This is a genomic window from Enterobacter sichuanensis, assembly GCF_002939185.1.
GTDB lineage: Bacteria > Pseudomonadota > Gammaproteobacteria > Enterobacterales > Enterobacteriaceae > Enterobacter > Enterobacter sichuanensis.
In genome coordinates, this window is the sequence record NZ_POVL01000045.1 from 1 (window position 1) to 26,017 (window position 26,017).

General features: G+C 59.9%; 28 protein-coding genes. 11 read left to right on the forward strand and 17 right to left on the reverse strand.

The features are described from left to right. Positions 1-16 precede the first annotated feature (16 nt). The gene (locus tag C5687_RS18040) at positions 17-1,522 is read left to right on the forward strand and encodes a flagellin N-terminal helical domain-containing protein (protein WP_104557496.1); all 1,506 of its coding nucleotides are present in this window, start codon (positions 17-19) and stop codon (positions 1,520-1,522) included. 176 nt (positions 1,523-1,698) lie between these two features. On the opposite strand, the gene C5687_RS18045 is transcribed toward C5687_RS18040, so the two are convergent. The 4 genes from C5687_RS18045 to C5687_RS18060 all read right to left on the reverse strand — a co-directional run bounded on the left by C5687_RS18045 (position 1,699) and on the right by C5687_RS18060 (position 6,619). After that, positions 1,699-2,049: a hypothetical protein gene (locus C5687_RS18045; RefSeq protein WP_238380493.1), complete on the reverse strand. Its 351-nt coding sequence runs from the start codon at positions 2,047-2,049 to the stop codon at positions 1,699-1,701. Positions 2,050-2,920: 871 nt separating this feature from the next. Continuing rightward, positions 2,921-4,816: a methyl-accepting chemotaxis protein gene (locus C5687_RS18050; protein WP_104557497.1), complete on the reverse strand. Its 1,896-nt coding sequence runs from the start codon at positions 4,814-4,816 to the stop codon at positions 2,921-2,923. Positions 4,817-4,852: 36 nt separating this feature from the next. Further along, positions 4,853-6,016, reverse strand: a complete 1,164-nt coding sequence (locus tag C5687_RS24745; protein WP_104557498.1) for a methyl-accepting chemotaxis protein — start codon at positions 6,014-6,016, stop codon at positions 4,853-4,855. Positions 6,017-6,127: 111 nt separating this feature from the next. Then, positions 6,128-6,619 (reverse strand): DoxX family protein, encoded by a 492-nt coding sequence (locus C5687_RS18060; RefSeq protein WP_104557499.1) that lies wholly within the window; start codon positions 6,617-6,619, stop codon positions 6,128-6,130. Between the two features lie 455 nt (positions 6,620-7,074). Between C5687_RS18060 and C5687_RS18065 the strand changes: the two genes are divergently transcribed. Both C5687_RS18065 and C5687_RS18070 read left to right on the forward strand, forming a co-directional pair. Then, positions 7,075-7,884 carry a winged helix-turn-helix domain-containing protein gene (locus tag C5687_RS18065; RefSeq protein WP_059385140.1) on the forward strand — a complete coding sequence of 270 codons (810 nt, stop codon included), beginning with the start codon at positions 7,075-7,077 and terminating at the stop codon, positions 7,882-7,884. After that, entirely contained in the window at positions 7,850-8,374 is a 525-nt protein-coding gene (locus C5687_RS18070) for a hypothetical protein (protein WP_059385141.1), read from the forward strand. Before C5687_RS18065 ends, C5687_RS18070 begins: the two co-directional genes overlap by 35 nt. Before the next feature lie 3 nt (positions 8,375-8,377). On the opposite strand, the gene fliR is transcribed toward C5687_RS18070, so the two are convergent. From fliR to fliF, 13 genes are all read right to left on the reverse strand, one after another. Beyond that, positions 8,378-9,157, reverse strand: coding sequence for a flagellar biosynthetic protein FliR (gene fliR, locus C5687_RS18075; protein WP_104557500.1), 780 nt, complete (start codon positions 9,155-9,157; stop codon positions 8,378-8,380). Continuing rightward, on the reverse strand, positions 9,157-9,426 hold the full coding sequence (gene fliQ, locus C5687_RS18080) for a flagellar biosynthesis protein FliQ (protein ID WP_059385143.1): 270 nt from the start codon (positions 9,424-9,426) through the stop codon (positions 9,157-9,159). Before fliQ ends, fliR begins: the two co-directional genes overlap by 1 nt. 9 nt (positions 9,427-9,435) lie before the next feature. Continuing rightward, positions 9,436-10,134: a flagellar type III secretion system pore protein FliP gene (gene fliP / locus C5687_RS18085; protein ID WP_104557522.1), complete on the reverse strand. Its 699-nt coding sequence runs from the start codon at positions 10,132-10,134 to the stop codon at positions 9,436-9,438. 26 nt (positions 10,135-10,160) lie between these two features. Then, positions 10,161-10,532, reverse strand: a complete 372-nt coding sequence (gene fliO / locus C5687_RS18090) for a flagellar biosynthetic protein FliO (protein WP_104557501.1) — start codon at positions 10,530-10,532, stop codon at positions 10,161-10,163. Next, the gene (gene fliN, locus C5687_RS18095) at positions 10,532-10,915 is read right to left on the reverse strand and encodes a flagellar motor switch protein FliN (protein ID WP_059385145.1); all 384 of its coding nucleotides are present in this window, start codon (positions 10,913-10,915) and stop codon (positions 10,532-10,534) included. Before fliN ends, fliO begins: the two co-directional genes overlap by 1 nt. A gap of 7 nt (positions 10,916-10,922) precedes the next feature. Then, positions 10,923-11,915, reverse strand: coding sequence for a flagellar motor switch protein FliM (gene fliM, locus C5687_RS18100; RefSeq protein ID WP_059385146.1), 993 nt, complete (start codon positions 11,913-11,915; stop codon positions 10,923-10,925). A 5-nt stretch (positions 11,916-11,920) separates the two neighbouring features. Next, positions 11,921-12,427, reverse strand: coding sequence for a flagellar basal body-associated FliL family protein (locus tag C5687_RS18105; RefSeq protein WP_104557502.1), 507 nt, complete (start codon positions 12,425-12,427; stop codon positions 11,921-11,923). A 129-nt stretch (positions 12,428-12,556) separates the two neighbouring features. Then, the gene (locus C5687_RS18110; RefSeq protein ID WP_104557503.1) at positions 12,557-13,600 is read right to left on the reverse strand and encodes a flagellar hook-length control protein FliK; all 1,044 of its coding nucleotides are present in this window, start codon (positions 13,598-13,600) and stop codon (positions 12,557-12,559) included. Further along, positions 13,597-14,046, reverse strand: a complete 450-nt coding sequence (fliJ, locus tag C5687_RS18115; RefSeq protein ID WP_032672560.1) for a flagellar export protein FliJ — start codon at positions 14,044-14,046, stop codon at positions 13,597-13,599. The genes C5687_RS18110 and fliJ overlap by 4 nt, the downstream gene beginning before the upstream one ends. Positions 14,047-14,058: 12 nt before the next feature. Next, positions 14,059-15,423, reverse strand: a complete 1,365-nt coding sequence (gene fliI / locus C5687_RS18120; RefSeq protein WP_104557504.1) for a flagellar protein export ATPase FliI — start codon at positions 15,421-15,423, stop codon at positions 14,059-14,061. Further along, positions 15,420-16,124: a flagellar assembly protein FliH gene (locus C5687_RS18125; RefSeq protein WP_104557505.1), complete on the reverse strand. Its 705-nt coding sequence runs from the start codon at positions 16,122-16,124 to the stop codon at positions 15,420-15,422. The genes fliI and C5687_RS18125 overlap by 4 nt, the downstream gene beginning before the upstream one ends. Beyond that, positions 16,111-17,097 (reverse strand): flagellar motor switch protein FliG, encoded by a 987-nt coding sequence (fliG, locus tag C5687_RS18130; protein ID WP_104557506.1) that lies wholly within the window; start codon positions 17,095-17,097, stop codon positions 16,111-16,113. Before fliG ends, C5687_RS18125 begins: the two co-directional genes overlap by 14 nt. Next, complete coding sequence (gene fliF, locus C5687_RS18135) at positions 17,094-18,776, reverse strand: flagellar basal-body MS-ring/collar protein FliF (RefSeq protein ID WP_104557507.1); 1,683 nt, start codon at positions 18,774-18,776, stop codon at positions 17,094-17,096. Before fliF ends, fliG begins: the two co-directional genes overlap by 4 nt. A 264-nt stretch (positions 18,777-19,040) precedes the next feature. On the opposite strand from fliF, the gene fliE reads away from it, so the two are divergent. Genes fliE through C5687_RS18175 form a run of 8 tightly spaced genes read left to right on the forward strand, consistent with a single transcriptional unit; the run spans position 19,041 to position 25,992 of the window. Continuing rightward, on the forward strand, positions 19,041-19,364 hold the full coding sequence (gene fliE, locus C5687_RS18140) for a flagellar hook-basal body complex protein FliE (RefSeq protein ID WP_104557508.1): 324 nt from the start codon (positions 19,041-19,043) through the stop codon (positions 19,362-19,364). A gap of 16 nt (positions 19,365-19,380) precedes the next feature. Further along, the gene (locus C5687_RS18145; RefSeq protein WP_059385154.1) at positions 19,381-20,235 is read left to right on the forward strand and encodes a CheR family methyltransferase; all 855 of its coding nucleotides are present in this window, start codon (positions 19,381-19,383) and stop codon (positions 20,233-20,235) included. Then, a complete protein-coding gene (locus C5687_RS18150) occupies positions 20,232-21,311 on the forward strand; it encodes a protein-glutamate methylesterase/protein-glutamine glutaminase (RefSeq protein ID WP_104557509.1) in 1,080 nt (359 codons plus the stop codon). The genes C5687_RS18145 and C5687_RS18150 overlap by 4 nt, the downstream gene beginning before the upstream one ends. Then, positions 21,301-21,687: a chemotaxis response regulator CheY gene (gene cheY / locus C5687_RS18155; protein ID WP_059385156.1), complete on the forward strand. Its 387-nt coding sequence runs from the start codon at positions 21,301-21,303 to the stop codon at positions 21,685-21,687. Before C5687_RS18150 ends, cheY begins: the two co-directional genes overlap by 11 nt. Positions 21,688-21,692: 5 nt before the next feature. Beyond that, positions 21,693-22,331: a protein phosphatase CheZ gene (gene cheZ / locus C5687_RS18160; RefSeq protein WP_025758664.1), complete on the forward strand. Its 639-nt coding sequence runs from the start codon at positions 21,693-21,695 to the stop codon at positions 22,329-22,331. 18 nt (positions 22,332-22,349) lie between these two features. After that, the gene (gene flhB / locus C5687_RS18165) at positions 22,350-23,495 is read left to right on the forward strand and encodes a flagellar biosynthesis protein FlhB (protein ID WP_104557510.1); all 1,146 of its coding nucleotides are present in this window, start codon (positions 22,350-22,352) and stop codon (positions 23,493-23,495) included. Continuing rightward, on the forward strand, positions 23,495-25,588 hold the full coding sequence (flhA, locus tag C5687_RS18170; RefSeq protein ID WP_104557511.1) for a flagellar biosynthesis protein FlhA: 2,094 nt from the start codon (positions 23,495-23,497) through the stop codon (positions 25,586-25,588). Before flhB ends, flhA begins: the two co-directional genes overlap by 1 nt. Then, entirely contained in the window at positions 25,585-25,992 is a 408-nt protein-coding gene (locus tag C5687_RS18175; RefSeq protein WP_104557512.1) for a flagellar protein FlhE, read from the forward strand. The genes flhA and C5687_RS18175 overlap by 4 nt, the downstream gene beginning before the upstream one ends. The last annotated feature ends 25 nt before the right edge of the window (positions 25,993-26,017 follow it).

Consider the following 26,017-nt stretch of genomic DNA (forward strand, 5'->3'; position numbering starts at 1 on the left):
TTAGAAGGATATAACAATGGCACAGGTCATTAATACCAACGCACTGAGCCTGATGGCGCAGAACAACCTGAACAAATCTCAGAGCTCTCTGGGTACCGCTATTCAGCGTCTCTCTTCCGGTATGCGTATCAACAGCGCGAAGGACGATGCCGCAGGCCTGGCGATTTCTAACCGCTTCACCTCCTCCATCCGCGGCATGACCCAGGCGGCGCGTAACGCCAACGACGGTATCTCCCTGGCGCAGACCACCGAAGGTGCGCTGGAAGAAGTGACCGAAAACATGCAGCGCATCCGCGAGCTGACCGTACAGGCGAAAAACGGCACCAACTCTGCCGGCGACCGTGACTCCATCAAAAAAGAAATTGCTTCCCGTCTGCAAGAGATCCAGCGCGTGGCGGAAACCACCAACTTCAACGGCGTGAAGGTCTTTGACGGTTCACAATCTAAAATCACCATTCAGATTGGTGATAAAGACGACGATACCATCGACATTACCCTGAACAAGCTGGATATGCAGACCCTGGGTCTGGACAACTTCCTGGCTGATTTCGAGGATATCGGGATTACCGTGAATGGTGCGGGTACGCTGGCAAGTCAGTTTGATGATGCCGCAGTCGAGCAGGCAAATGGTGATGTGGATATCGGACACGCATCGGGTAAGGTTTGGGAACTTGCTGATACAGAAAGAGATGCTCTTAAAGCTGTTGTGGGTGAAGCTGACGTAGCAGATGTTAAGGTAATGACCTACGATGACAATGGTACTACCCGAATCTTTGCGTATGGTGAAAATTCTGAAAAAATGGTTGAAATCACCGATCCTAAATGGGACGCAACGGGGGCTAAATTAAAACTGGGTGCAAATCCTGATACAGCAGAGATTACTGACCCGGCTGACATCGATATGCTGCTTCACGGGAAAAGTGATTTCACAGAAGGATCGTCTACCGCGCTTAAAGAGGGTGATAAAGTTAATGGTGCAGGTACAGACATTACCCTGACTGCCGCCATACTTGACAATGTTGCTGCAGCAGCCTTCGGAACTGGTGAAACCGTTGAATCTTCTGGTATGAAGATGATCACGATGAACGATGGCACAAGCGATCGCTACTTCGTTTACGGCGGCGATGATGGTACTGGTGGTAAGGTATTACAAGAAATCACTTTTGATGCTACCGGTGCGCCAACTGCTACTGACGTTCGTCCTGCCGACAGTGATGTTGTGCTGAAGGAGTTTGGTGCGGCTGCTGCTGACAACCTGCTGGAGAAGCTGTCTGATGCAATCACTCAAATCGGTGACTTCCGTGCCGACCTGGGTGCCGTTCAGAACCGCTTCAGCTCCATCATTGCGAACCTGAACACTAACATCATCAACACCACCGAAGCGCGCTCCCGTATTCAGGACGCTGACTTCTCCGTGGAAGTGTCTGCTATGAGCCGTGCGAACATTCTGCAGCAGGCAGGTGTCTCCGTACTGGCCCAGGCCAACCAGGTTCCGCAGAACGTGCTGTCCCTGCTGCGTTAATCTGGACAAAACCACCTTACATTGTCATTACGCGCGTGCCTCACGCGCGGTTTGCCCTCCTCCCCGGAGGGCTTTTTTGTTTTTGTGCGCGGTGCCCATTGCCCGGCGGCGCTGCGCTTGCACGGGCCTGCTGGTTTCGTAGGCCGGGTCAGGCGAAGCCGCCACCCGGCTTGGTTTTAAGCGCGCAGATAAGGTTCCTTCACAAACTCCGCCAGCAGAAAGACCATGTCATGCAGTAATCCGGTCAGCACGTGATTCACCTCCTGCGGCAGCGTATTCCCCTGAATCGCCTGCGCCAGCGACCGGGCATAGGTGACCGTGGTGATCGTCTCCTGCCAGCAGTGCGGCATACAGGACGGCGCGGCGTCACCGGCAATCAGTTGTTCAATCAGATGCGGCGGCAGATCGTCACACAGACGTTCCAGCGCCTCCAGGGCATGCAGCAGGCGCCCGCAGAGGGCATGGCGTTCGCTCACGCTCTGCGTTTCGATCAGCGCGCTGGCAAACGCGGTGCAGAGATCGGCCACGTCAAACAGGTCGGAAGGGGTAAGGCGATGAGTTGTTCGGTGAAGCTATGGTGGGATGCGTCAGAGAGAGTGGACAGAAGAGTCATAGGAAAGCCTCCAGGGAGATGAGAACTGAATCACAAGGGAGCCAACCCGCAGGTCGCTCCGGTATCACCTTGTATCTTCAGGTTCTCACGCCCGGTTGCGGATGTTGCCGCAACGCAGGCACTTTACGATGTGATGAAAACAAACAACAGGGTAAACCACGGATTACATAAGGTTACTTGTGGGATTGCGAGGCGCCTTCCAGATTTGTGCCGGGGGGAACTTCCCCTCACCCTAACCCTCTCCCCAAAGGGGCGAGGGGACCGTTCGGTGCGGTCTTTATTTCAGGCACAGGTCTGCTTTTCCTCCTTTCCCTTACCCCGGTAGTTTTACCTGAAGCGATGAATGTTGCTCCGAAAAATTAATGGCTTACAGCGACACCCTGGTCCGGCTGTAAATCGCTGAGGCGTTTCCTGCAGGCCGGGGCGAGGCGCATGGATGCGCCGAGAGGGCGGGCTTTACAGGGACGTTACCTCCGCCCGTCCCCGATAAGCCGGAAGGAATAAGCCGAAGACAAAATTGCCGGGAGCAATTTTGGACAGCGCCTGCGCTGGCCCCGAAGGGGTGAGCCCCAGGGATGGGGCGAACAATCCGCGAAGCGGCGATTTACCGCCGGGAGCCCGGGTCGCCAGGGTGGTGGCGACTGAGCCACCCTGGCACGTTCACAGGTCATGTCGTTACAGAGTAGCAAGGAACATAAAGTGAACGGAATAACCTCCACAGCCGTATGTTCCCCCTCACCCCAGTCCTCTCCCGTCGGGAGAGGACGTCGCCCGTGCAAATAAAATTAAACCTTAAACCGATTAACCACACTTTCCAGCTCTTGCGCCTGCTCTTCCATCGCTTTAGCAGCAGACGACACTTCCGCCACCAGCGACGCATTCTGCTGGGTCGCACCTTCCAGCTGGCAGACCGCCACATTCACCTGGGCGATACCCACGCTCTGCTCCCGGCTGGCGGTTTTCACCTCCTCCATCAGGGCTGATACCTCGCTCACGGAGGTCACCAGCGCGTTCATGGTCTCCCCCGCTGCCTGCACCAGGCTACTGCCCTCCTGCACGCCCGCGACCGCGTCGTTAATCAGCTCGCGGATCTCCCGGGCAGAGCTGGAGGCTCGCAGCGCCAGGTTGCGCACTTCCGTCGCCACCACGGCGAAGCCACGCCCCTGCTCCCCCGCGCGCGCGGCTTCCACCGCCGCGTTCAGCGCCAGAATATTGGTCTGGTAGGCAATACCGTCAATTACCCCCACAATGTCCGCCACCCGCAGGGATGAGGATTCAATATGGCGCATTTTCTCCACTGCCGAGGTCATCAGCCCGGCGCCGCGCTGCGCTACCGCTGCGGCGTCGGTCGCCAGCCGGTCGGCGTGTTCCGCGTTATCGGCGTTGTTCGCCACAATTCCTGCGATCTCCTCCATCGAGGCCGCCGTCTGCGTCAGAGAGGCGGACTGCTCTTCGGTGCGCGAGGACAGCGACACGTTGCCTTCGGCAATCTGGTGCGAGGCGGCGGCAATGGTGCGGGTGCTGCTCCCCACCTGCTGTAACAGCCCCTGCAGATAACTCATAAACGCGTTGACGTTGCGGGCGATGGCGTTGAGCTCCTGGCTGCTGCTCTCCGGCAGACGGCGGGTTAAATCCGCGCCGCCTGCGGACAGGGTGGCCAGGCGGTCGCTCACCGTATGCAGGTTACGCATCACCGCGCGAATGGTCAGCACCAGCACCACGCCCAGCAGCAGTAACAGCGGGATCTGCACCATACCCAGACGCGTCAGGATAGCGTGCGTCTGCTGGCTCAACAGGCTGCTGCGGGTATCTGTCGCCACAAACCACGGGCTGCCCTTGATGGGATAAACAAAAATGGTGTGTTCCCCATCCTGCGCCTGATAGGTTCGCTCCAGCGGTGTCTCCTTCGCCTGCGCCAGCATCGCCTGCAGAATGGCAATTTCATGTCCCGGCAGTTCACTGATATTTTTCAGCGGTGGCGTCTCGTCGGATGCGCGGCTGTAGCCGACGATCTTGCCGCTGGCCTCCACGATCAGCACGCCGCCTTCAATAGGTTCAGCCATCTTGCGGGCCAGCGCGTTAAAGAAGCCGAGCGTCAGGTCAAGGGTTGCCACGCCCCACAGCTGGCCGTGGCGATAGACGGGCATCGCGCAGTTGGTCCGCGGCTGCGGGCTGGCCGCGTCTATATAGGCCTCAGCCCAGGCGCACTGGCCTTTCGCCGCACGGGATCCGGCTTTGAACCACGACTGTTCCCAGTAGGGCGGCGCGCTGGCGTCGTTCCAGGTGCTGTTCAGGCGCAGCCGGTTTTCCCGGTCCCGGGCAAAGAAGGTGCTGTGCCGGTCGATGCCCGCCTCACGCATGCCGGGAAGCGGCCAGACGCCGCCGCCGAAAAGCGCGCTGTCGCCGTTCTGGTTAATCAGCGCCGGCAGCAGGTTGTCTATCTGCGCACTCTCCAGCAGGGAGACGGTCTCGGTCAGGCTCCGCTGCTGGGCCTGCACGCGGGACATTTGCGTGGTAATGGCTGTTGCCTGTTCGCCAATCTGAGCATGGACGCGCTGATACTCGGTTTTAAGCAGCGACGGCGCCACCAGCCGCATCACCACCCACAGGGTGATGCCCGTCAGCAGTAAAAAGAAAGCAGAAACCAGCAGGATGATTCTGCTCTGAGTCGATTTAAACATAATAAGCTCGAAAATAAGGATTAACGTCGCGGCAGGTTAGCCCCGTACTCGCTGCATCAGGGCATTCGCCACGGTACAGACCTCTTCAATCAGTACGCTGTTATTCTGCGTCACCGACGCCGCACCGCTCTGCCCCTGCATCATCGCATCGTCAATCAGGGCCCGAAGCTCCTTCGAGGAGCGCGCGCAGCGGCTCGCCAGGTTGCGTGACTCCACGGCAAAAATCCCCTCTTCGTTATGCAGGGAGTAACTGTAGGCGCGGCTCGCCAGCTGAACCAGCGCCCCGCTGCTGTCGGCAATCTGCAGGGCTGCATCATGCAGCGCCTTCATGGCCATGATCACGCCGGTGGCGCTGTCGCCGAGCGTCGCCAGCAGATTGGCGCTGGCCTCCGGGACCTGCAGCAGCCGTTCGTTCTCCTGCGCAATAACGGTGGCCGCCCGGGCGATGGCATTCACCTGCTCGCCCACCTCATGCATCAGCGGCGGCAGATGCGCCCCCTGCCCGGTTTGCAGCTGCGACGGCAGCTCTTCATTGAGCCGGGAAAGGTGCAGATTCAGGCTGCGAAGCAGCGTCAGGGTCGAGACCAGCAGCAGCGCGGCCAGCGGCCACGGCTTGTGGAGCAGAATGCCAGGGCGCTCGCCCATGCGGCGGGTGGGGACATCGATGGCCAGCAGCCACGGCGTGTCGGTAAGGGGAACCACCATCAGGGTGTGCTCGCCGCTGGCGCTGCGAAAACGGGTATGGCGCAGCCCTTCCCCGGACTGGGCCAGCAGGGCGCGCAGCGGGACCGCCATGGGGAGATCGGCATCGTTGAGGGATTGCACGGTGGGCGCACCGGCAGCATCCGCGATGATGCGCCCGGTGTTTTCCACAATCCAGGCCCGACCGCCCAGCCGCTCCCCCGTCTCTTTCACCAGAGCATTGAAAAACTGACGGCTGTTGCCGGTCTCCTCCGGGAGATCGGTCTCCCCCGGCGCCGCTTTGTCGAGGGCAAAGCTTTTCAGGGTGACCACGCTTTCGGTCATCGAACGCTGCTGTGCTTCGACCCGGTCAAGCTGTTCACGCAGCTGGAGTGCCAGGGCATCCACCTGCGAGCGCAGGCGCTGCCCCTCCGTGCGGATAAACCACGGCATGACGCCCGCCTGTACCAGAATAATGAAGGTAATAAAAATAACGACCAGTATGACAATAAAAACCATGACAGCGCCTGTTGTTAAACATGACAGCACAATGCTGCCTCTACAGGGCTATTTTATTATGCGGGGGGCTGGAAATATGCTCTTCAAACCGTTGATAACCGCGCACTTCTGTTATCGCTCAATAAAAACAATCCGCCGGACATTATCCCAGCGTCTGACCAGCCAGCCATCGAGACTCCAGAACGTGCCGCCCCATGTCGCAGGCAGCAGACAGAGCACGATATACAGCGTCTCGGGCAGATAGAACAGCCAGCTGAGCCAGGCGATCAGGTTCAACCCGCGCGGAATGGTGTAGATACCGATGGTGACCAGCGCCACGGTGCTGATGACCATCAGTACCAGCGCGCTCAGGCGGCTGAATAACCCCAGCGTCAACAGCAGACCCATGCTGCATTCGAGAAAGGCCACCACCACCGCCATCACTGTCGGAAAAGGGATCCCCGCGTCATACATGGTGTCCACCATCAGCAGCTGGTTCTCGGTGACAAGTAATTTATTAAACCCTGCGGTAAAGAAAAATACGCCCAGCACCAGACGGCAGAGAAAGACGGGAAACATGGCTGGCATATCGGTGGTATGCAATAAACGCTTCAGAGAGAACATCGGTCATCCTTGTAAAGAAAATAAATACTGTGTAATAAATTCAATAACATCTGTTTACGCAGTATAAATTCGCCGGTCTCGTTCGCAACCGCTCCCGCCCCCTTCCCGACACAATTAATAAAAATATACAGATTAAAAAAGATTAATTCTGAATGATGACAGCGTCTCATTATCAACGCCGTACAGACGCCCCCTTTGACAGCAAAGAGGTAACCGATTGGTTTTAATATGATTAAAGTAAAACGTTATTAAGCACTACGTTTAATGTGGTTAATAACGCTCCGATTAATAACCTTAATCCCGTTAAGGCTGTTATTACGCAGTGGTTGCAAAAATATGACGTAAGACATAAAAAGCATGTCGCTCTGGCCTTCGGCTCGCAATAACATGTATTTCTTACTATTCATTACACTAGCCAGAAGCGATACCTAATACACCAGAAGAATCAAATAACTATGCTAAACCCTATCGCGATTGGAACGTCAGTGACGCTGGATTTACAGACCCGCGTACTTGCCCGGACGGATACGCAAGAGACGGTCACCCTTCCCCAAAGCGCGTGTCTGTGCCTTGCCGCACTGGTGGAGGCCCAGGGGGAGGTGCTTTCTCAGGAACAGCTGATGGAGATCGGCTGGCGCAGCGCAGGCGTGGAAGTGACCGACAACAGCGTCCGGGTGATGATCACCAAGCTGCGTCGCGCATTCGCCCAGTTGGATATGCAGGAAGCCATCACCCTTATTGCCGTGACGCGCAGCGGCTATCGTCTGCTCGTGCGGGACGCCAGCAGCGAACTGCCGCCTCAGCCGCAGACCGCGCCCCTGCCCGTGCAGGATGAACCGGCAGCGCCTGAGGTGTCGCCGGTGGCTGCGCACGCCCCTGCGCGCCACTATGCCCTGAAGCAGAAGATCTGCGTCACCCTGAGTGGCGTGCTGGTGGGGCTGGTGATTGCGCTGCTCCTGCGCGGGATCGTCGATTTTAGCCCCCAGCCGGTCCACTTTGTGCGCTGGAATGGCCCCGGCGTGCCGCCTGGCACGCAGGTGATGGTGCAGCAGGACAAACAGACGCAGCGCGCCCTGATTGAGTCCACGCTGCAAACCTATACCCGCCACGTGCTGGATCGTCGCCCCAATGAGAAACCGGCGGCGGTGCTGTACGTCACCACCGGCTCAGAAAAAATGAGCCAGTTCCAGGGACTTATTGCCTGCCAACAACCCTTTAAGGATTCCGGGAATGATTGCGAATCGTTCTATTTTCGCCTTTATTAAATCCCCGCTCAGCCTGCTGTTTGTCGGCGGGATGGTTGTCGGGCTGGGCGGCATGGCGCTGTACGGGCTTAAGACCTCAACGTTCGCGTCGCAGTGCATCGCCCCCACCTCCTACTACGTGATTGAGGATGACAACAATGCGACGCTGGCACGCGGCATCTACCGCTCTTACCGCGACGGCCTGTTCAGCGGGCATACCACCTATATCGGCACCATCAGCCATTTTAAAGACGGCAAACGCGACGGGCTGCCGAAAGCCGTGAACCGGGAGGTGCGCTACGATGTGGAACTGTCGGGCAAACGGATCCATCTGACCGTGACCAGCCAGCACCGTAAGCTCGGCGGTCAGACCACGGATCAAGATGTGACCGACTATATCTTCCCGCAAATTAAGCCGGGCGAAGTGGCGACCAGCACCGTCTATCTGCTGGATGACAAAGTGCTGGCCTCCGGCACGGAAACCGTCGCCCGCATCGCCTGCATGCACTGAGGGTTACACCAGCGCCTGAATCAGCCCGGCCAGCAGGTCAAAGCCGGTGGCCATCAGGCGCTCAAAGAACGGGGCCAGCGTTTCGGCAATCAGGAACAGCGCCAGCATGCCGAAGGTGAGCGTCAGCGGGAAGCCAATCACGAAAATGGAGAGCTGCGGCGTCAGGCGGTTTAACAGCCCGAGAATAAAGTTGATGCACAGCAGCAGGGCAATCACCGGCAGCCCCAGCATCAGCCCCTGACTGAAAATCAGCCCCGCATGGGTGACCAGATAGATAAACCCGCCCGCATGCAGCGGGGTGGCGTTTATCGGCAGCGTCTGGAAGGTGTCGGCCAGCAGGGCCAGCAGCCAGAGATGGCCGTTAAAGACGAGGAACAGCAGCGTCACCAGCAGGTTGAGAAAACGCGAGATCACCGGGCTGTTGCCGGCGCCGGGGTCAAAGAAGGTGGCGAACGACAGCCCCATCTGCATGCCGATGATTTCGCCGGACAAGCGCACGGCGGCAAACAGCAACTGCAGCGTCAGCCCCATCGCCGCACCGATAATCACCTGTTTCGCCAGCACCCAGACCCCTTCCCAGGAGTAGAGCCCTACCCCGGCGTCGGGCAGCGTCCCGCCGATGAGGATCGCCGTCAGCAGGGCCAGACCGGCGCGCAGTCGGGCACTGACGGCCTTCTCGCTGAAGACCGGCGCAACGTGCAGCAGCGCCGCAATGCGCACCATAATGAAAACGTAGTGGCTGACCAGCCCGTAGAGCTGATCGAGGGGAAGTCCAAAGGCCATCAGCCGATCACAAACGGGATGCTGGCGAACACCGCGCGGGTATATTCAATAAAGATTTTCATCATCCACGGGCCAAGCGCCACCGCGACGCCGACAATCATCAGGATTTTCGGGATGAAGGTCATGGTCATTTCGTTGACCTGGGTGGCGGCCTGCAAAATACTGATAATCAGACCGGTGACCAGCGCGGCCACCAGCAGCGGGGCGGAGATCATCAGCCCAACCTTGATGGCCTGCATGCCGATCACCATTACGCTTTCGGGGGTCATGGGGCTCTCCTAACTGTAAAAGCTCTGGGCCAGCGATCCCACCAGCAGCTGCCAGCCATCAACCAGCACAAACAGCATCAGCTTGAACGGCAGGGCAATGGTGGTCGGCGGCACCATCATCATCCCCAGCGCCATCAGAATGCTCGCCACTACCAGATCGATGATCAGGAACGGGATAAAAATGGTAAAGCCGATCTGGAACGCGGTTTTCAGCTCACTGGTGATAAACGCCGGGATCAGAATGCTGAGTGGCACCTCCTGCGGCGTGGCGACGTCCGGCGTTTTCGCGATGCGGGCAAACGTAGCCAGATCGCTTTCGCGGGTCTGGTCGAGCATGAAAGCGCGCAGCGGCTTCACCCCTTCCGTCAGGGCCACTTCCATGGTGATTTTGTTTTCCTGCAGCGGCTGCCAGGCTTTTTCGTAGATCTGGCTGAACACCGGCGACATCACAAAGAAGGTCAAAAACAGCGACAGCCCCACCAGCACCTGATTGGGCGGTGCGGTGGGCGTACCCAGCGCGTTACGCATCAGCCCCAGCACAATGATGATGCGGGTAAACCCGGTCATCATCAGCAGGACTGCGGGAATAAAGGTAAAGCCGCTCAGCAGCAGCAGGGTTTGCACCGGCAGCGTCCAGCCCCCTTCTCCGGAAGGCTGGCCGAGGGTGATATCCCCGTTGGCCGCCAGCGAACCGGCGGCAGGCAGCATCAGGATGAATGCCAGCAACAGACGACTCACTGTTCACCTCCCGGACGGTATTTCTGGCGCAGCTTCTCCAGCATCAGCGGGAACGTCGCCGCGGGCGCACTGGCCTGCGGGGCGTTTTCCGGGCGCGGCTGGGTGGCGAGGCAGGTAATCTGCGCGGCGGTAACCCCCAGTACTAGACGCTGGTCGCCAACGTCAACCAGCACCAGGCGCTCGCGCGGCCCCAGCGACTGAGTCGCCACCAGGGTCATGTTGCCCTGGGCGTCGTTGAGCCGACGCGCCAGCCCGCTGCGGCGGGCGGCCCAGGCCATCACCACCATCAGCAGAATAATCAGGGCCAGCGCGCCGCTGACCGTCATCAGCACCGAGCCGGTGGCCGGAAGGGAGTCAGTGGCGTTCATTAGCGGCTCAGACGATGCATGCGCTCGGACGGGGTAATGATGTCCGTGATGCGGATACCGAATTTATCGGACACCACCACCACTTCTCCCTGCGCAATCAGGTAACCATTGATCAGGATATCCAGCGGCTCCCCCGCCAGACCGTCCAGCGACACCACCGAGCCCTGGCTTAAGCGCAGCAGCTCCTTGATGGTCATTTTGGTGCGTCCCAGCTCCACGGTCATTTTTACCGGGATATCGAGGATCAGGTTCATTTCGTCAGAAAATTGCGCACCCGCCATGGTGTCGGTCATTCCCGCCGCGTGCTGTTCGGTCATTGCCTCACCCCAAAGATTATCGATGGACTGATCGTCAGAACCCGATGAGGTGTTCATATCGCTCATGGGGAAATTACTCCTTGTTTAATGAAAGTAATGAAGGCTGAATCATCTGCTCGACCTTCAGGGCATATTGATTGTTAACGGCGCCGTAGCGGGCCGTGAAGACCGGTACGCCACCCACGCTGGCCTCGATAAACTCCTGCTTATCCAGCGCGATGATGTCGCCTTTTTTCATCTGCATGACGCGGGACAGACGGGTGCCGATATCGGCGAAACGCGCCGTGAGCTCCAGCTCGGTTTCCCGCATCTGGCTTGCCAGCAGGCCGCGCCAGTGGGAGTCCTCATGGCGTGAGTTGTCCATCGGCGGGTTACTCAGCAGCTCGCGCAGCGGCTCGATGGTGCTGAAGGGAATACAGATGTTGAACTCCCCGCGGTGCGAACCTATCTCCACCGAAAACGGCGTGGTGACCACCACGTCGTTCGGCGACGAGGTGATGTTGGTGAACTTCACCTGAATTTCGGAGCGGATGTACTCCGTTTTGATTTTGTAGATCGAACTCCAGGCGAACTCGTACGCCTCGCGCGCCATCGACAGCATGCGGTGGATCACGCGCTGCTCGGTGGGCGTGAACTCGCGGCCGTCGGCTTTGGTCGGGAAACGCCCGTCGCCGCCGAACAGGTTATCCACGGCCATAAACACCAGCCCTGGCGAGAATGCCATCAGCGAGGTGCCGCGCAGCGGGTTAAGGTGCAGCAGGTTCAGGTTTGTCGGCACCGGCAGGTTGCGGGCAAACTCGTGATACGGCTGGATCTTAATATTCCCCGCCGTAATATCCGGGCTACGGCGCAGCAGATTAAACAGCCCCATGCGGAACTGACGGGCAAAACGTTCGTTAATGATCTCCAGCGAATGCAGACGTTCGCGGATCACCCGGCGCTGGGTATGCGGATCGTAGGGTTTGATCCCCGGGTCTGCCCCATTGTTCTGACGATCGCTGTTGCTCTCCACATCGGCATTAAGCAAACGGTCGATCTCATCCTGAGATAAAAAGCTGTCAGCCATAATAATTACCGCAGAATAAATTCGTTAATAAGCACGTCAGTGACGCGAATGGACTGGTTAAATGCCAGCGGTTTATCGAGCTCACTCTGAATATGGGTAATCAGGCGACTCTTTCCTTCATCCGTCGATAAATCTTCATAGGTCTGGTGAGTGAGCAACATAAATAAGCGGCTGCGATATTCCGGCAAATATTTTTCCAGCACCGCCAGTGATTTCTGTTCCGCCACGCGAATCGACAAGCCCAGGTACAATACCCGGTCCGATTCGTTCGCCGTCGGCTTCAGGCTGACGGTAAAAGTATTCATTGACGCATACAGCGGCTCGACCTGCACGGGCGCGGGCGGTGTTTTGATTTCCCCTTCCGCGACTTCTTGTGCCGGTTTGGCGAACTTCATCTCCCAGAACAGGTAGCCGGAAACTCCGCACGCCGCAACGGCAGTCAAAAACATGAACATCATCAGAAGCGAGCGAGACCCTCCGCCACTGGCGACCTTTTTATTTTTATTACTCATTGAACGTACACCTGATAAATAAGAGAGGGCAGCGTGCTACCCTCGTGTCAATATGGCGGACATTGTAGTCCATTTAATCATCCTGATAATCAGGCGATAAAATTTCATTCCTGAAGCTAATTCGCCACTTCAGGCAAAGGTATTAATTCCGTAGATATTTCCGGGGGTGGTGGTTAATAACGTAGGCACACTCTCCTCCTCCGGCGCGTGCTCTTCCGCCTCCTGCGCGGCATGTTCGTCGCCCGCGGCGTGTTCCCCCTGCTCACCGGCGGCAAACGACTGCCCTTCCGCGCTGACGCTGGACTGACCCAGCTGAATGCCGGATTCCGCCATCGCGGCGCGCAGCTGCGGCATCGCCTGCTCCATCACGTGGCGAATGTGCGCATGCTCGCTGACGATATGGATCTGTGCCTGATCCTGTTGCATGCGCAGGGAAATCTGCAGCGACCCCAGCTCTTCCGGGTGCAGACGGATCTCCGCACTGTGCAGCCCGTTGCGGCTAAAGACCGCAATGTGCTGGCTGACCGACTGCTTCCACTCCGGCGCTTCCGGCGGATGGTTAACGGTGACCACCTGCTGCGGCGCATGGGCGACGCTGGTGCGTACGGCGGCAGGCAGCGCCACGGCGTTCACCGTTGGCGTCGCGGCAACCTCGGTGGTGATCAGCGCTTCGCTGCTGAGCGGTGCGGGCTGCGCCGCCAGCGGCGCGGCAGCGGCCGCCGGGGTTTTATCCCCGCTCATCATCAACGGTGCTGCGGTTTTTCCCTCCGGCGCCGCGTGTTTTTCGCCCGGTACGCCTTTCACCGGCACCTCCCCGGTGACGCTGCGGGTTACCAGCTGCTGCAGCTGCCACTGGGGGCTCTCGTCGCCTTCACCGTCGGTCAGGGCGATGCCCTGCAACGCCTCTGCCAGCGCGGGCATAGCCATCAGCGGCCTTCCCTCGTCATCGAGGACAGGTGCGTCTTCAGCCAACTTGCCCGGCAGTAACCCGGCAGGTAAGGCGTCCTCCGGCAGCGCGGCCAGCATCTGCGGGTCAAGGCCCGGGAAAAGCTGCGCCAGCTCAGCCAGCTTGTCATCCAGCGCCAGGCTGAAGTTCTCGTCAGCGAGCAGCCCGGCCTTCGGTTTGCCCGCAGCCCCGCTGCCCAACAGCAGGGTGGCAATATCAATGTTCATAGCCTTTCTCTCTTTTGTCCGGCACGCTGGGCAAATTCATCCATCAGCTTCTGTTCATGTCGGCTTTGAACCAGCGCCTGCGCTGTCTCCCGGCGGGCAATCAGGGTTTCAAAGGCGTTCAGGCGCTGCTTGTTCTGCACCCAGTTCTGCTTCACCTTGTCGACCGCCTGTTCACAGGCGTTAACGTGGCCTTCCTGCTGCTTGACGACCTGCTTCAGCGATAAAATAAACGACTGATGATTCACCAGATCCGCCACCGACATGCCGCCGCCCATCATCCCCTGACGCAGGGACTGCTGGTACTCCTGCTCGTAGTGCTGCAGCTGTTCGTGCTGGGTGAGCGCCTGCTGAAGCTGCTGCTGCGCGCCGCCCAGCGCACGGGTGGTCTCCGTCAGCGTCTCTTCGGCCATATCGCGCAGCAGCGTCATGGGGTTTTTTACCTTCATCGCGCCTCCGGATTAGTCTTTGATGTCCGGGAAGAGCCCGGACAGGGCGCGAATGGCGTCGTCGTAACCGCTGCGCTCATGGATCGCCTGGTGGAGGAACGCCTCCAGCGACGGGTATTTGTCGATGGCCTGGTCCAGCATCGCGTCGCTCCCTTTGACGTACGCCCCCACGCTGACCAGATCGCGGTTGCGCTGGTACGCGGAGAGCAGCTGTTTGAAACGCTGCACCCGGCGGTACTGGGAATGCGGGATCAGCTCGGTCATGGCGCGGCTGATCGAGGCTTCGATATCGATAGCCGGATAGTGCCCCGCCTCGGCCAGACGACGCGACAGCACGATGTGGCCGTCGAGGATCGCGCGCGCGGAGTCGGCAATCGGATCCTGCTGGTCGTCCCCTTCCGTCAGCACCGTATAAAATGCGGTGATCGAGCCGCCCCCTTTCACGCCGTTACCGGTGCGCTCAACCAGGGCAGGCAGGCGGGCAAACACCGACGGCGGATAGCCTTTGGTGGCCGGCGGTTCGCCAATCGCCAGCGCCACTTCACGCTGCGCCATGGCGTAGCGGGTCAGGGAGTCCATGATCAGCAGCACGTTGAGGCCGCGCTCGCGGAAATCCTCCGCGATGCGGGTGGCGTAGACGGCGCCCTGCATACGTAAAATCGGCGAGACGTCTGCCGGGGCGGCGACAACCACCGCCCGGGCGAGCCCCTCCTCGCCGAGGATATTCTCGATAAAATCTTTTACCTCGCGGCCACGCTCGCCAATCAGCCCCACCACGATGACGTCAGCGGTGGTGAAGCGGGCCATCATGCCGAGCAGCACGCTTTTGCCGACGCCGGAACCGGCGAACAGGCCCATACGCTGTCCTCGCCCCACCGTCAGCAGGCCGTTGATGGCGCGCACGCCGACGTCGAGCACGGTTTTGATCGGGTCGCGGTGCAGCGGGTTAAGCGTCGGGGTAAAAAGCCCGGCCGCCGGTTTTCCCGGCGCGGGACGGCCATCCAGCGGACGGCCCTGGGCATCCAGCACGCGGCCCAGCAGATGCGGGCCAACGGGGAGCTGTTTACCGGCGTGCCTGTCGCTTTGCAGGGCGTAGATGCGCGCCCCCGGCAGGATACCGTCGACATGCTCCAGCGGCATCAGGAACAGCGTCTGGCCATTAAAGCCCACCACCTCGCTCTCGACCGGGATAATTCCCTGCTCCGTCTGGCGCTCAACGATGCACAGGGCACCGATGGGCAGCTTCAGCCCCACGGCCTCCATCACCAGCCCGGTGGCGCGCGTCAGCTTGCCGTACTGGCGAAAATCGGGGACCTGCGTGAGTTTCTCCTCCACCCGGTCGAGGGCGGAGAGCCACTTTTTTAGCTGCTGGCTCATTGCGAGAGCTCCTCGCGTGCCAGCTGGCAGAGCGCCTGCCAGCGGGTTTCCATGCTGGCGTCCACCTCAACGTCCGGGGAGACAATCCGGCAGCCCCCGGCGGCCAGGCTGGCGTCGCGGTGCAGCTCCCAGCCCATCGCGGTGAGCGTTTCGCCCAGCGCCGCCTGCACCCCCGCAAACGCGTCCGGGCTGACATACAGCTGGATGGTGCCGTGCAGCAGGGCATCCTGCTGCATCAGGCTGCGGATCTGCGCGTTCAGCGCCTGGTTGTCCGTCACGCGGGCAGTGCCGTAGAGCTGCTGGACCGCGGTGAGCGACAGCTGCACCAGACGCGCGGGGACCAGCCCTTCGAGGTTTTCCAGCGCCAGCTTAAAGTTGCTGACCCAAACTTCGGCCTCGCGCAGCAGCGCCTGCTGCTCCACGCGCGCCTGCTCTACGCCCTGGGCAAACCCGGCGTCGCGGCCCTCTTTCAGCCCGGCCTCGTAGCCCTGCTTGCGCCCCTCTTCCTGGCCCTGCTGCTGTCCCTGAGCAAATCCCTGCTGCTCCGCCTGCTTGCGCAGGCGCGCCAGTTCAGCTTTCAGCAGTGCCTCAGACTGGGTGTTGTCCATTGTCGGCAGCGGGGTGTCCAGCGGCTCACCCAGCAGGTTTTCAGGCTTCCAGGCCCGCCACCCGGTAGCGTTGTGTTCATCAAATGTAGGCATCGTCGCTGCCTCCAATCAGGATCTCGCCAGACTCCGCCAGGCGACGCACCACGTTGAGAATGGTCTTCTGTTCGGCTTCCACCTGCGACAGACGCACCGGGCCACGCGAGGCCAGATCGTCGGCCATCAGCTCGGCCTGACGGCGCGACATATTGCGGAAGAACTTCATGCGCAGCGGCTCGTCGGCCCCTTTCAGTGCCACAATCAGCGTATCGCTCTCGATCTCCTGCAGCAGACGCTGAATACTTCTGTCTTCCACATCCACCAGGTTTTCGAACAGGAACATCTCATCGATGATCTTCTGCGCCAGTTCGCCGTCGAACTCGCGCACCGCCTCGATGGCCGCCTCCTCCTGCTGAGATTTCATCAGGTTGAGGATCTCGGCCGCCGGACGGACGCCGCCCATCTTGCTGCGCTTGAGGTTCTGACCGTGCAGCAGGTTGTTCAGCACTTCCGTCAGCTCCTGCAGCGCGGCAGGCTGGACGCCGCCAAAGGTGGCGATACGCAGCATGATGTCGTTACGCTCGCGATCGTCGAATTTGCCCAGCACATCAGCCGCCTGGTTACGCTTGAGGTGCACCAGGATGGTGGCGATGATCTGCGGATGCTCTTCCCGGATAAGGTCGAACACCGCCTGCGGATCCATAAAGTTGAGCGTTTCGATCCCGTTGGTGCCCTGATGGGTATCCAGCAGATCTTCCAGCAGCGAGGAGGCTCGCTCTTCGCCCAGCGCCTTGACCAGCACGCTGCGCAGGTAGTCGTTGGTGTTGAGGCTGAGCGCCGCATATTCGCTGGAGTCTTTCCTGAACTCCTCCAGCACGCTCGCCATCTGGTCGTGGGTAAAACCCGCCATGTTGACCATCGAACCACTGATCTGCTTTACCTCGTGGGCGTTGAGGTGTTTAAACACCTCGGCTGCCAGGACATCTCCCAGCGTCAGCATGACGATGGCGCTTTTTTCTGAGGCATTCATTGTTTTGGCTCCTTACTCATCCACTGGCGGATCACCAGGGCGATAACGCGCGGCTCCTGCTCTGCCAGCTCACGCAGCTGCTGACCATTGAGTTCCGTATCCACCCGCTGCTGCGCGCGGTCGCGGGAGATCTTCTCGGCGGCGCGTTTTTTCGCGGCAATTTCTTCTTCCCGGGCCTCTTTTTCCATCTCCAGGCGACGAATTGTGGTCTCCTGGTGGCGAACCCAGGCCGGCTGCACCAGCTTGCGCCACATGATCCAGGCGATAATGGCAATGACCAGATAACGGGCGATCGCCATCAGCAGCGCGTAGAAGCGATCCTGCTTCCAGAACGGCGGTATCGGTGCTTCCACCACGCCGTTAAAGGCGGAGTTCAGAATGTTGACGCTGTCGCCGCGCGCGGCGTTGTAGCCGATGGCCTCTTTCACCAGGGCGTTAATGCGCGCCAGTTCTGCCTCGCCGATCGGCCCCGGCTTGCCCTCTTCCCCTTGCGGCAGGTGGTTAATCACCACCGCGACCGACAAGCGCTGGATGCGTCCGGCATTGGATTTGGTGTGGGTCAGGGTGCGATCCACCTCAAAGTTGGTGGTCTCATCGCTGCGGTTGTTGTACGGCTGCGCCGTTTCACGGCTGGCGCTGCTGCCGGTGGTTTTCTCTTTTTTGTCGTCCGCAGGCGTGTTAAGCGGCTGGGTCAGCGGCGCGGTAGCCGGTGCCGGTGGGGTGTTGCTCAACGCGCCCGGCACGCCGCTCGCGCCACGGCGGTTGCCCTGCTCCGAGAGGCTGGCCTGACGGCTGCGGATCGCCATTTTTTCCGGGTCGCTGTTAGGCTGGTACTGCTCCAGGGTCTGCTCCTGCTCGGTGAAATCCATCTGCGCAGTCACCTGGGCGCGGATGTTTTCATCCCCCACCAGCGGGGCGAGAATGCGCTGAATGCGCTGCTGGTAGTCGCTCTCGATTTCATTGGTGTATTTCAGGTGCGCCGTCTGCAAGCCTCGCAGCCCGCTCTGGGTGAGGAGGTTGCCGCGCTGATCGACAATGGTCACGCTCTCTGCGGCCAGCCCGGTCACCGCACTGGAGATCAGATGGGTGATGGCCACCACCTGGCTGTCGTCCAGGGTCCGGCCCTGCAGCAGGTTAACGGTGACCGAAGCGGTCGGTTTTTTCTGTTCGCGGACAAACATCGACGGTTTCGGCGTGGCCAGATGCACGCGCGCGCTCTGGATCGGGCCGAGATTTTCGATGGTGCGCGCCAACTCGCCTTCGAGTGCGCGCTGGTAGTTCACCTGCTCGGTGAACTGGCTGACGCCAAACTTCTCCTGATCGAGCAGCTCAAAGCCCACCGAGCCGCCCTTTGGCAGCCCCTGCTGGGCCAGCTTCATGCGCACCTCATGCACCTGGGAGGCCGGCACCATAATGACGCCTCCCGGCGTATCGATCCGGTAAGGCACATTGAGCTGTGACAGCTGGGCGACAATCGCGCCCCCCTCTTCATCACTGATATTGCTGAACAACACCCGGTAGTCCGGCTCTTTTGCCCAGAACATTAACGCGATGATGACGGAAAGCGCCGCAGCGCCGCAAATCACCAGCAAAAGCTTCGGGCTGCCGCGAAGTGAGGACAGTATCGATTTAATTCGCTCTGCCGGATTGTTGGTTAACTCATTTAGTGTGGCACTCATGCCGTATTCCTGTATGAAATAGCACGCATCAGCGATGCGCGTCAGCTCACGAAATTCGCGAGAGTGATGTCGACGATTTCAAAAATATAAGAATTTTTCAGGCGGGCATTATCGTCTGAAAGGCGTTTTTTTTAAGGATAAATAAGCTCAAAGTTCTGTCGGCTTATTGGATTTTCTGAGGTTTTTAAACGCGTGTTAAGCTGTCGACGTTTAAAAGATGTGCAATAAACAGTGGTTTTTATCCCATTTATCAGGAACTGAAAAATGTCAGCGACATTAATGCGTGGCGTACTCGATCAAATTCAGACCCAGGCGCAGCAGGTCAGCGGCCCGTCTAACCGGCTGCAGACCTCGCGCGGCGACGCGCCCTCCTTTTCTGACGTTTTATTTAACAGCATTAACGAAATAAATAAAACCCAGGTTGAGGCAAAGAACAAAACACAGCAGTGGATGTCAGGCAGTAGCGATATTGCCCTAAATGACGTGATGCTGGCGATGCAGAAATCCTCTATTTCATTCAGCTTCGGTATGCAGGCGCGAAATAAGATGATCAGCGCGTATCAGGAAATAATGAATACCCCGGTGTAAGGTCTGATCCCATTCTATGAGTGAAATTAACAGCACGCCTGCACGCTTATCCCTGAATACGCTTTCTCTGACTGACAGCGAATTACAGCGTGTCGGGAAATTAATCTATAAGCGCGCCGGCATTGTCGTCAACGCGCAAAAGCGAGAGATGATTTTCAATCGTCTCTCTCGTCGCGTGCGCACGCTGGGACTGGCCACGTTCAGCGAGTATATCGCCCTTCTGGAGTCGCACGCAGAGCACCCGGAATGGCAGAACTTTATCAACGCGCTGACCACCAACCTGACCTCCTTTTTCCGCGAGGCCTATCACTTCCCGATCCTCGCGGAACATGCACGGCAGCGCGCGAATGGCTATCGCGTCTGGTGTACCGCCGCCTCAACGGGGGAAGAGCCCTGCTCTATCGCCATGACGCTGAACGAGCAGCTTGGCGCGTCGGTGGCCGGGCCGCGCATCTGGGCGTCGGATATCGACACCGAGGTGCTGGCAAAAGCGGAAGCGGGCGTGTACCGGCTGAGCGATCTGGACGCCCTGACACTGGCGCAGAAGCGCCATTACTTTCTGCGGGGCGCAGGCGATAACAGCGAATGGGTGAAGGCCAGACGGGAATTGTTGGCGGCCATCCACTATCAGCAGCTGAATTTACTCGATGAAAAGTGGTCCGTTCCCGGGCCGTTCGACGCCATTTTCTGCCGCAACGTGATGATCTATTTCGACGCGCCAACGCAGCAGCGCCTGCTGCAGCGCTTTGCGCGTCTGCTTAAGCCAGGTGGCCTGCTGTTTGTCGGCCATTCGGAACACTTTAACCACGCACATATTCCGCTGCGCCTGCGGGGGCAGTCGGTGTATGAACTGACGGAGGCCACACGGTGAAGGCGATTCGTGTGCTGGCGGTCGATGATTCCGCGCTGATGCGAAGCATGCTCAGCGCGGTGGTCAATCAGCAGCCGGATATGGAAATGGTCGGTACGGCACCGGACGCGTTTATCGCGCGCGAGTTGATCAAACAGCTTAACCCGGACGTGCTGACGCTGGATATCGACATGCCGCGGATGGACGGGCTGGAGTTTCTCTCCCGCCTGATGCGCCTGCGCCCGATGCCGGTGATTATGGTCTCCTCCCTGACTACCCGCGGGTCGAAAGCCACTCTGACCGCGCTTGAGCGCGGCGCGGTGGATTTTCTGCCCAAGCCCGAGCACCGCGGTGCAGAGAATATCGACAGCTGGGGCCAACTGGTGGTGGAGAAGATCCGCGTCGCGGCCCGCGCGAAGCTGGCCCCGCACGACCCGGCTGCCAGGCCGGTGCTCGCCGGTATTCCCGTGCGCCAGCAGAGCCTCATCGCCATTGGTGCCTCCACGGGCGGCACGGAGGCGCTGCGCCGGGTGCTGATGCCGCTGCCGGTCAGCACGCCGGGGATTGTGATTGCCCAGCATATGCCTGCCAGTTTTACCCACTCTTTCGCCCAGCGACTCGACTCGCTGTGCCAGATTGCCGTGCGTGAAGCGCAGGATGGCGAGCCGGTGCTGCCAGGTACCGCCCTGATTGCCCCGGGCGATCGCCATATGGAGGTCATCTGCCAGGACAACGGCTACCGGATCAGGCTCAGCGATGCCCCGCCGGTGAACCGTCATCGTCCGTCGGTGGATGTGCTGTTTGACTCCGTGGCGCGTCAGGCCAGCAAACACGCCAGCGCCGCCCTGCTGACCGGCATGGGCGCGGACGGTGCGCGTGGCCTGCTGCACCTGCGCCAGACCGGCGCCTTTACCCTCGCGCAGAGCGAAGCCACCTGCGTGGTGTTCGGCATGCCGCGGGAGGCGATTGCGCTGGGCGCGGCGAAAAAGGTCGTCGACCTCGACGATATCAGCCAGTGCTTACTGGACAGTTTCCATAAACATAAATCATCCCATACCGACTCACGACGTTCAGGAGATACCCCCCATGTCGGATAAAAATTTGCGTTTTCTGGTGGTAGACGACTTCGCCACCATGCGACGCATCGTACGAAACCTGCTGCAGGATCTGGGCTACAAGCACATTGACGAGGCGGAAGACGGTCAGGACGCGCTCAACAAGCTGCGCGCCAGCGACTTCGATTTCGTGGTCAGCGACTGGAACATGCCGAATGTCGACGGACTGGAGCTGCTGAAAACCATCCGCAGCGATGCGGCGATGGCAAAACTGCCGGTCCTGATGGTGACCGCAGAAGCGAAGAAAGAGAACATCATCGCCGCGGCTCAGGCGGGCGCCAATGGTTACATCGTTAAACCGTTCACCGCTGCCACGCTGGAAGAGAAGCTCGGCAAAATCTTTGAAAAACTCGGGTAACCCTTATGAACTCCCCGTTAAACATGCAGGCGGATAACGCCACTGAGATTTTCGTTCGCATCGGACAGTTGACCCGTCTGCTGCGCGACAGCATGGCCAACCTCGGTCTGGAACAGGCGATTATGGAAGTCGCGGACGCGTTTCCGAACACCCGCGACCGCCTGAACTATGTGGTGGGTAAGACCTCCCAGGCCGCCGACCGGGCGCTGACCAGCGTAGAGGTGGCGCGCCCGCTGCAGGAAGGGCTGAGCGATAGCGCCACCGCGCTGAGCGCCCGCTGGGATGCGTGGTTTGCCAATCCGCAGCCGCTGGACGATGCCCGCGAGCTGGTTAAAGCCACCCGCGCCTTTCTGCACGACGTGCCGGAAAAGACCCAGCAAACCAACCGCCAGCTGACGGAAATCATGATGGCGCAGGACTTCCAGGATCTCACCGGCCAGGTGCTGCAAAGCCTGATGCACGTTATCGAAACCGTGGAGAAGGAGCTTATCAGCGTGCTGGTGGAAAACATGAGCGAACGCGACGCCAGCGCCGCTACCGGTGACGCGCACCTGAAGAACGGTCCGCAGATCGACACCCGCGCCGAGGGCATTGTGGCGTCTCAGGAGCAGGTGGACGATCTGCTGGAGTCACTCGGCTTCTAATCCCGCCGGGCGAATGTCATGTCAGAACAAAACGACAGCGAAAAAACCGAAGACCCCACCCCCCACCGAAAGCAAAAAGCGCGCGAGGAGGGACAGGTTCCCCGATCGCGCGAGCTGACGAGCCTCCTGATGCTGCTGGCAGGCTGGGGGTTACTGCTGGTGGCGGGCGGCTGGCTGGCGAAACAGCTGCAGCATCTGCTGCATAACGGTCTGACGTTTGACCGGCTGTTAGTCAGCGACCCGCAGCAGATGCTGCATCACGCCGGATCGCTGCTGGGAATGGCGTTTCTGGCCCTGCTGCCGTTCGTCGGCGGGCTGTTTCTTACCGCCGTTGCCACGCCGTCGCTGATTGGCGGCCTGAATATGAGCGCCAAAGCCCTCAAGTTCAACGTCAAAAAGCTCAACCCGATCAGCGGCATCAAGCGTCTGTTTTCCGCGCAGATGGTGTCGGAAATGGTCAAGAGCGTTCTCAAGGTGACGCTGGCGGGCATCGGTGGCGGGCTGTTCCTGTGGTTCAACAAAGGGAAATTTATCAGCCTGATGTATGAGCCACTGCGCCTGGCGCTGGGTGATATCAGCGCCCTGCTGATGGGCTGCATGCTGGTCATTATCTTATCGCTGATCCCGATGGTGGCGTTCGACGTGGTGTACCAGCTCTGGAGCAACTTCAAGAAGCTGCGCATGAGCCTGAAGGAAATCAAAGACGAATTCAAAAATCAGGAAGGCGACCCGCTGATTAAAAGTCGCATCCGCCAGCTGCAGCGTCAGATGGCGCAGCAGCGAATGATGACCGATGTCCCCACCGCTGACGTGGTGGTGAATAACCCGACCCACTATTCGGTGGCTCTGAAGTATCAGGAAGGCGCCATGGGGGCGCCGATGGTGGTCGCCAGCGGTAGCGGGCTGATTGCCCTGCGCATCCGCGAACTGGCCGAAGAGAACCGGGTTCCCATGCTTGAGGCACCGCCGCTGGCGCGTGCCCTGTATCGCCATTGTGACCCCGGCTCACCGGTTCCCGCCGAGCTCTATAGCGCGGTGGCGGAAGTCCTGGCCTGGGTTTATGGCCTGAAGCGCTGGCGTAAGGGCTATGGCTTACGTCCGCTGACACCTAAAGATCTTCCCGTTCCGGCGGGAATGGATTTTGCACAAGAGAGTAGAGAGTGATGGCCAATATCGCCACCAAATTACGATTACCCAACATGAAGGAAACCCAGTGGCAGGTGCTGGCCGGGCCGGTACTGATCATGACCATCCTGGCGATGATGATCCTGCCGCTGCCGACCTTCGTGCTGGACCTGCTGTTTACCTTCAACATCGTGCTGTCGATCATGATCCTGCTGGTCGCCATGTTTACCCAGAACACGCTGGAGTTTTCGGCGTTCCCGACGGTACTGCTGTTCTCCACCCTGCTGCGGCTGGCGCTGAACGTCGCCTCCACGCGCGTGATCCTGATGAATGGCCATACCGGCTCAGAAGCGGCCGGTCAGGTGGTGGAAGCGTTCGGCCACTTCCTGGTGGGAGGCAATTTCGCCATCGGTATCATCGTGTTCATCATCCTGATCATCATTAACTTTATGGTGATCACCAAGGGTGCCGGACGTATTGCGGAAGTGGGCGCACGTTTCTCCCTCGACGGGATGCCGGGCAAGCAGATGGCGATTGACGCGGATCTGAACGCTGGCCTGATCGGCGAAGAGGAAGCCAAACGCCGCCGTAAAGAGGTGACGCAGGAGGCGGACTTCTACGGCTCGATGGACGGTGCCAGCAAGTTTGTGCGCGGTGATGCCATCGCCGGGCTGCTGATTATGGCGATCAACATTATTGGCGGTCTGGTGATCGGCGTGATGCAGCACGACATGTCCGTGGGCGTGGCCGGTGAAACCTACACCCTGCTGACCATCGGTGATGGTCTGGTGGCGCAGATCCCGGGCCTGGTGATCTCCACCGCGGCCGGTGTGGTCGTGACCCGCGTGGCCAACGATCAGGATGTGGGCGAGCAGATGGTGGGCCAGCTGTTCACCTCTCCGCGCGTGATTGTGCTGGCGGCGGGCGTAATTGGTCTGCTGGGGCTGATCCCCGGTATGCCAAACTTCGTCTTCCTGCTGTTTACCGCCACGCTGCTGGGCGTCGCCTGGTGGCTACGCGGCCGTGAAGGCGACGCGAAAAAAACCGGTGGCGCGCAGGCCGACGCCGACGCGGCGGAAGCCGAAGTGGCGCAGGTGCACGAAGCCACCTGGTCTGACGTACAAATGGAAGATACCCTGGGTCTGGAAGTGGGCTATCGCCTGATCCCGATGGTGGATCACGAGCAGCAGGGCCAGCTGCTGACCCGCGTGCGCGGCATTCGCAAGAAGTTCGCCCAGCAGATGGGCTTCCTCCCCCCTGCCGTGCATATTCGTGACAACCTGGATCTGGCCCCGACGCACTACCGCATCCTGCTTAAAGGGGTCACCATTGGTTCAGGCGACGTGCAACCGGATCGCTGGATGGCGATCAACCCCGGCTGCGCAGAGGGCGAAGTCCCCGGCACCCCGTGTACCGAGCCGACCTTTGGCCTGCCTGCCCTGTGGATTGACGAAGTGCATCGCGAACTGGCGCAGACGCTGGGCTACACGGTGGTTGACCCGAGTTCGGTGGTGGCAACGCACCTCAACCATCTGATCTCCACCCATACCGAGGAGCTGTTTGGCCGTCAGGAGGCGCAGCAGCTGCTCGACCAGATCACCAAACACTCACCGAAACTGGTGGAGGATCTCATTCCGGCGGTCATCAGCCTGACCACGCTGCACAAGGTGCTGCAGAACCTGCTGGCCGAGCGCGTGCCGATCCGCGATATGCGCACCATCATCGATACGCTGGCGGAGTTTGCTACCGCCCAGAGCGATGCCGATGAGCTGACCACCCGCGTGCGGGCGCGTCTTTCCAGGGCGATCACCCAGCAGTGGTTCCCGGGGGAGGGCGATATTCAGCTGATTGGTCTGGATCTCTCCCTGGAGCAGCTGCTGGTCCAGGCGACCCAGAGCGGCAGCGCGATTGAGCCAGGCATTGCCGAAAACCTGATGAAGCAGACCGAACAGGCGCTGCAGCACCAGGAAGGCTTAGGCGCGCCGCCGGTGCTGCTGGTGAACCCGGCCCTGCGCCTGATGCTGTCGCGCTACCTGCGCCGCATCTTCCCGCAGCTGGCGGTGCTTTCGAGCCAGGAGATTAATACCCAGCGCAACGTGCGGATGACCTATCTGATTGGGGGGAAAGGATGACGCGATGGGCTGCGGGACTACTTCTGATCTCACCGCTGGTCATGGCGGCGGACGGATCCTGGAGCAGCAGCAGCTTTGGCGGCACGATGACGCGGGGCCAGCAGGTGCTGAAGAGCAAACCGGTGCAAAGCCCCTCTCCCCTGCCCGCGGGGGCCGTGGCCGCCCGCGTACACTGGAAAATCACGACCCATGGACTGACCCCGCCGGGGTTTCGCATCCGCCTGTGCAGCGAGGCACGCTGCCTGCCGCTCTCCGGTTTTTCCGGCGAGCAGCGTCTGCCTGCCGGTATGCCAGCAGGCGGGCCGTTTCGTTTCGAGTATTATTCCACGGCGGGCGGGCGTCTTGACGCCCCGTTAACGGTGCTGAGTAATCAGGTTACGGTGAGTTACCGGAACCGCGGTTGAGCCCGAGCATGACCGGCGAACCGGT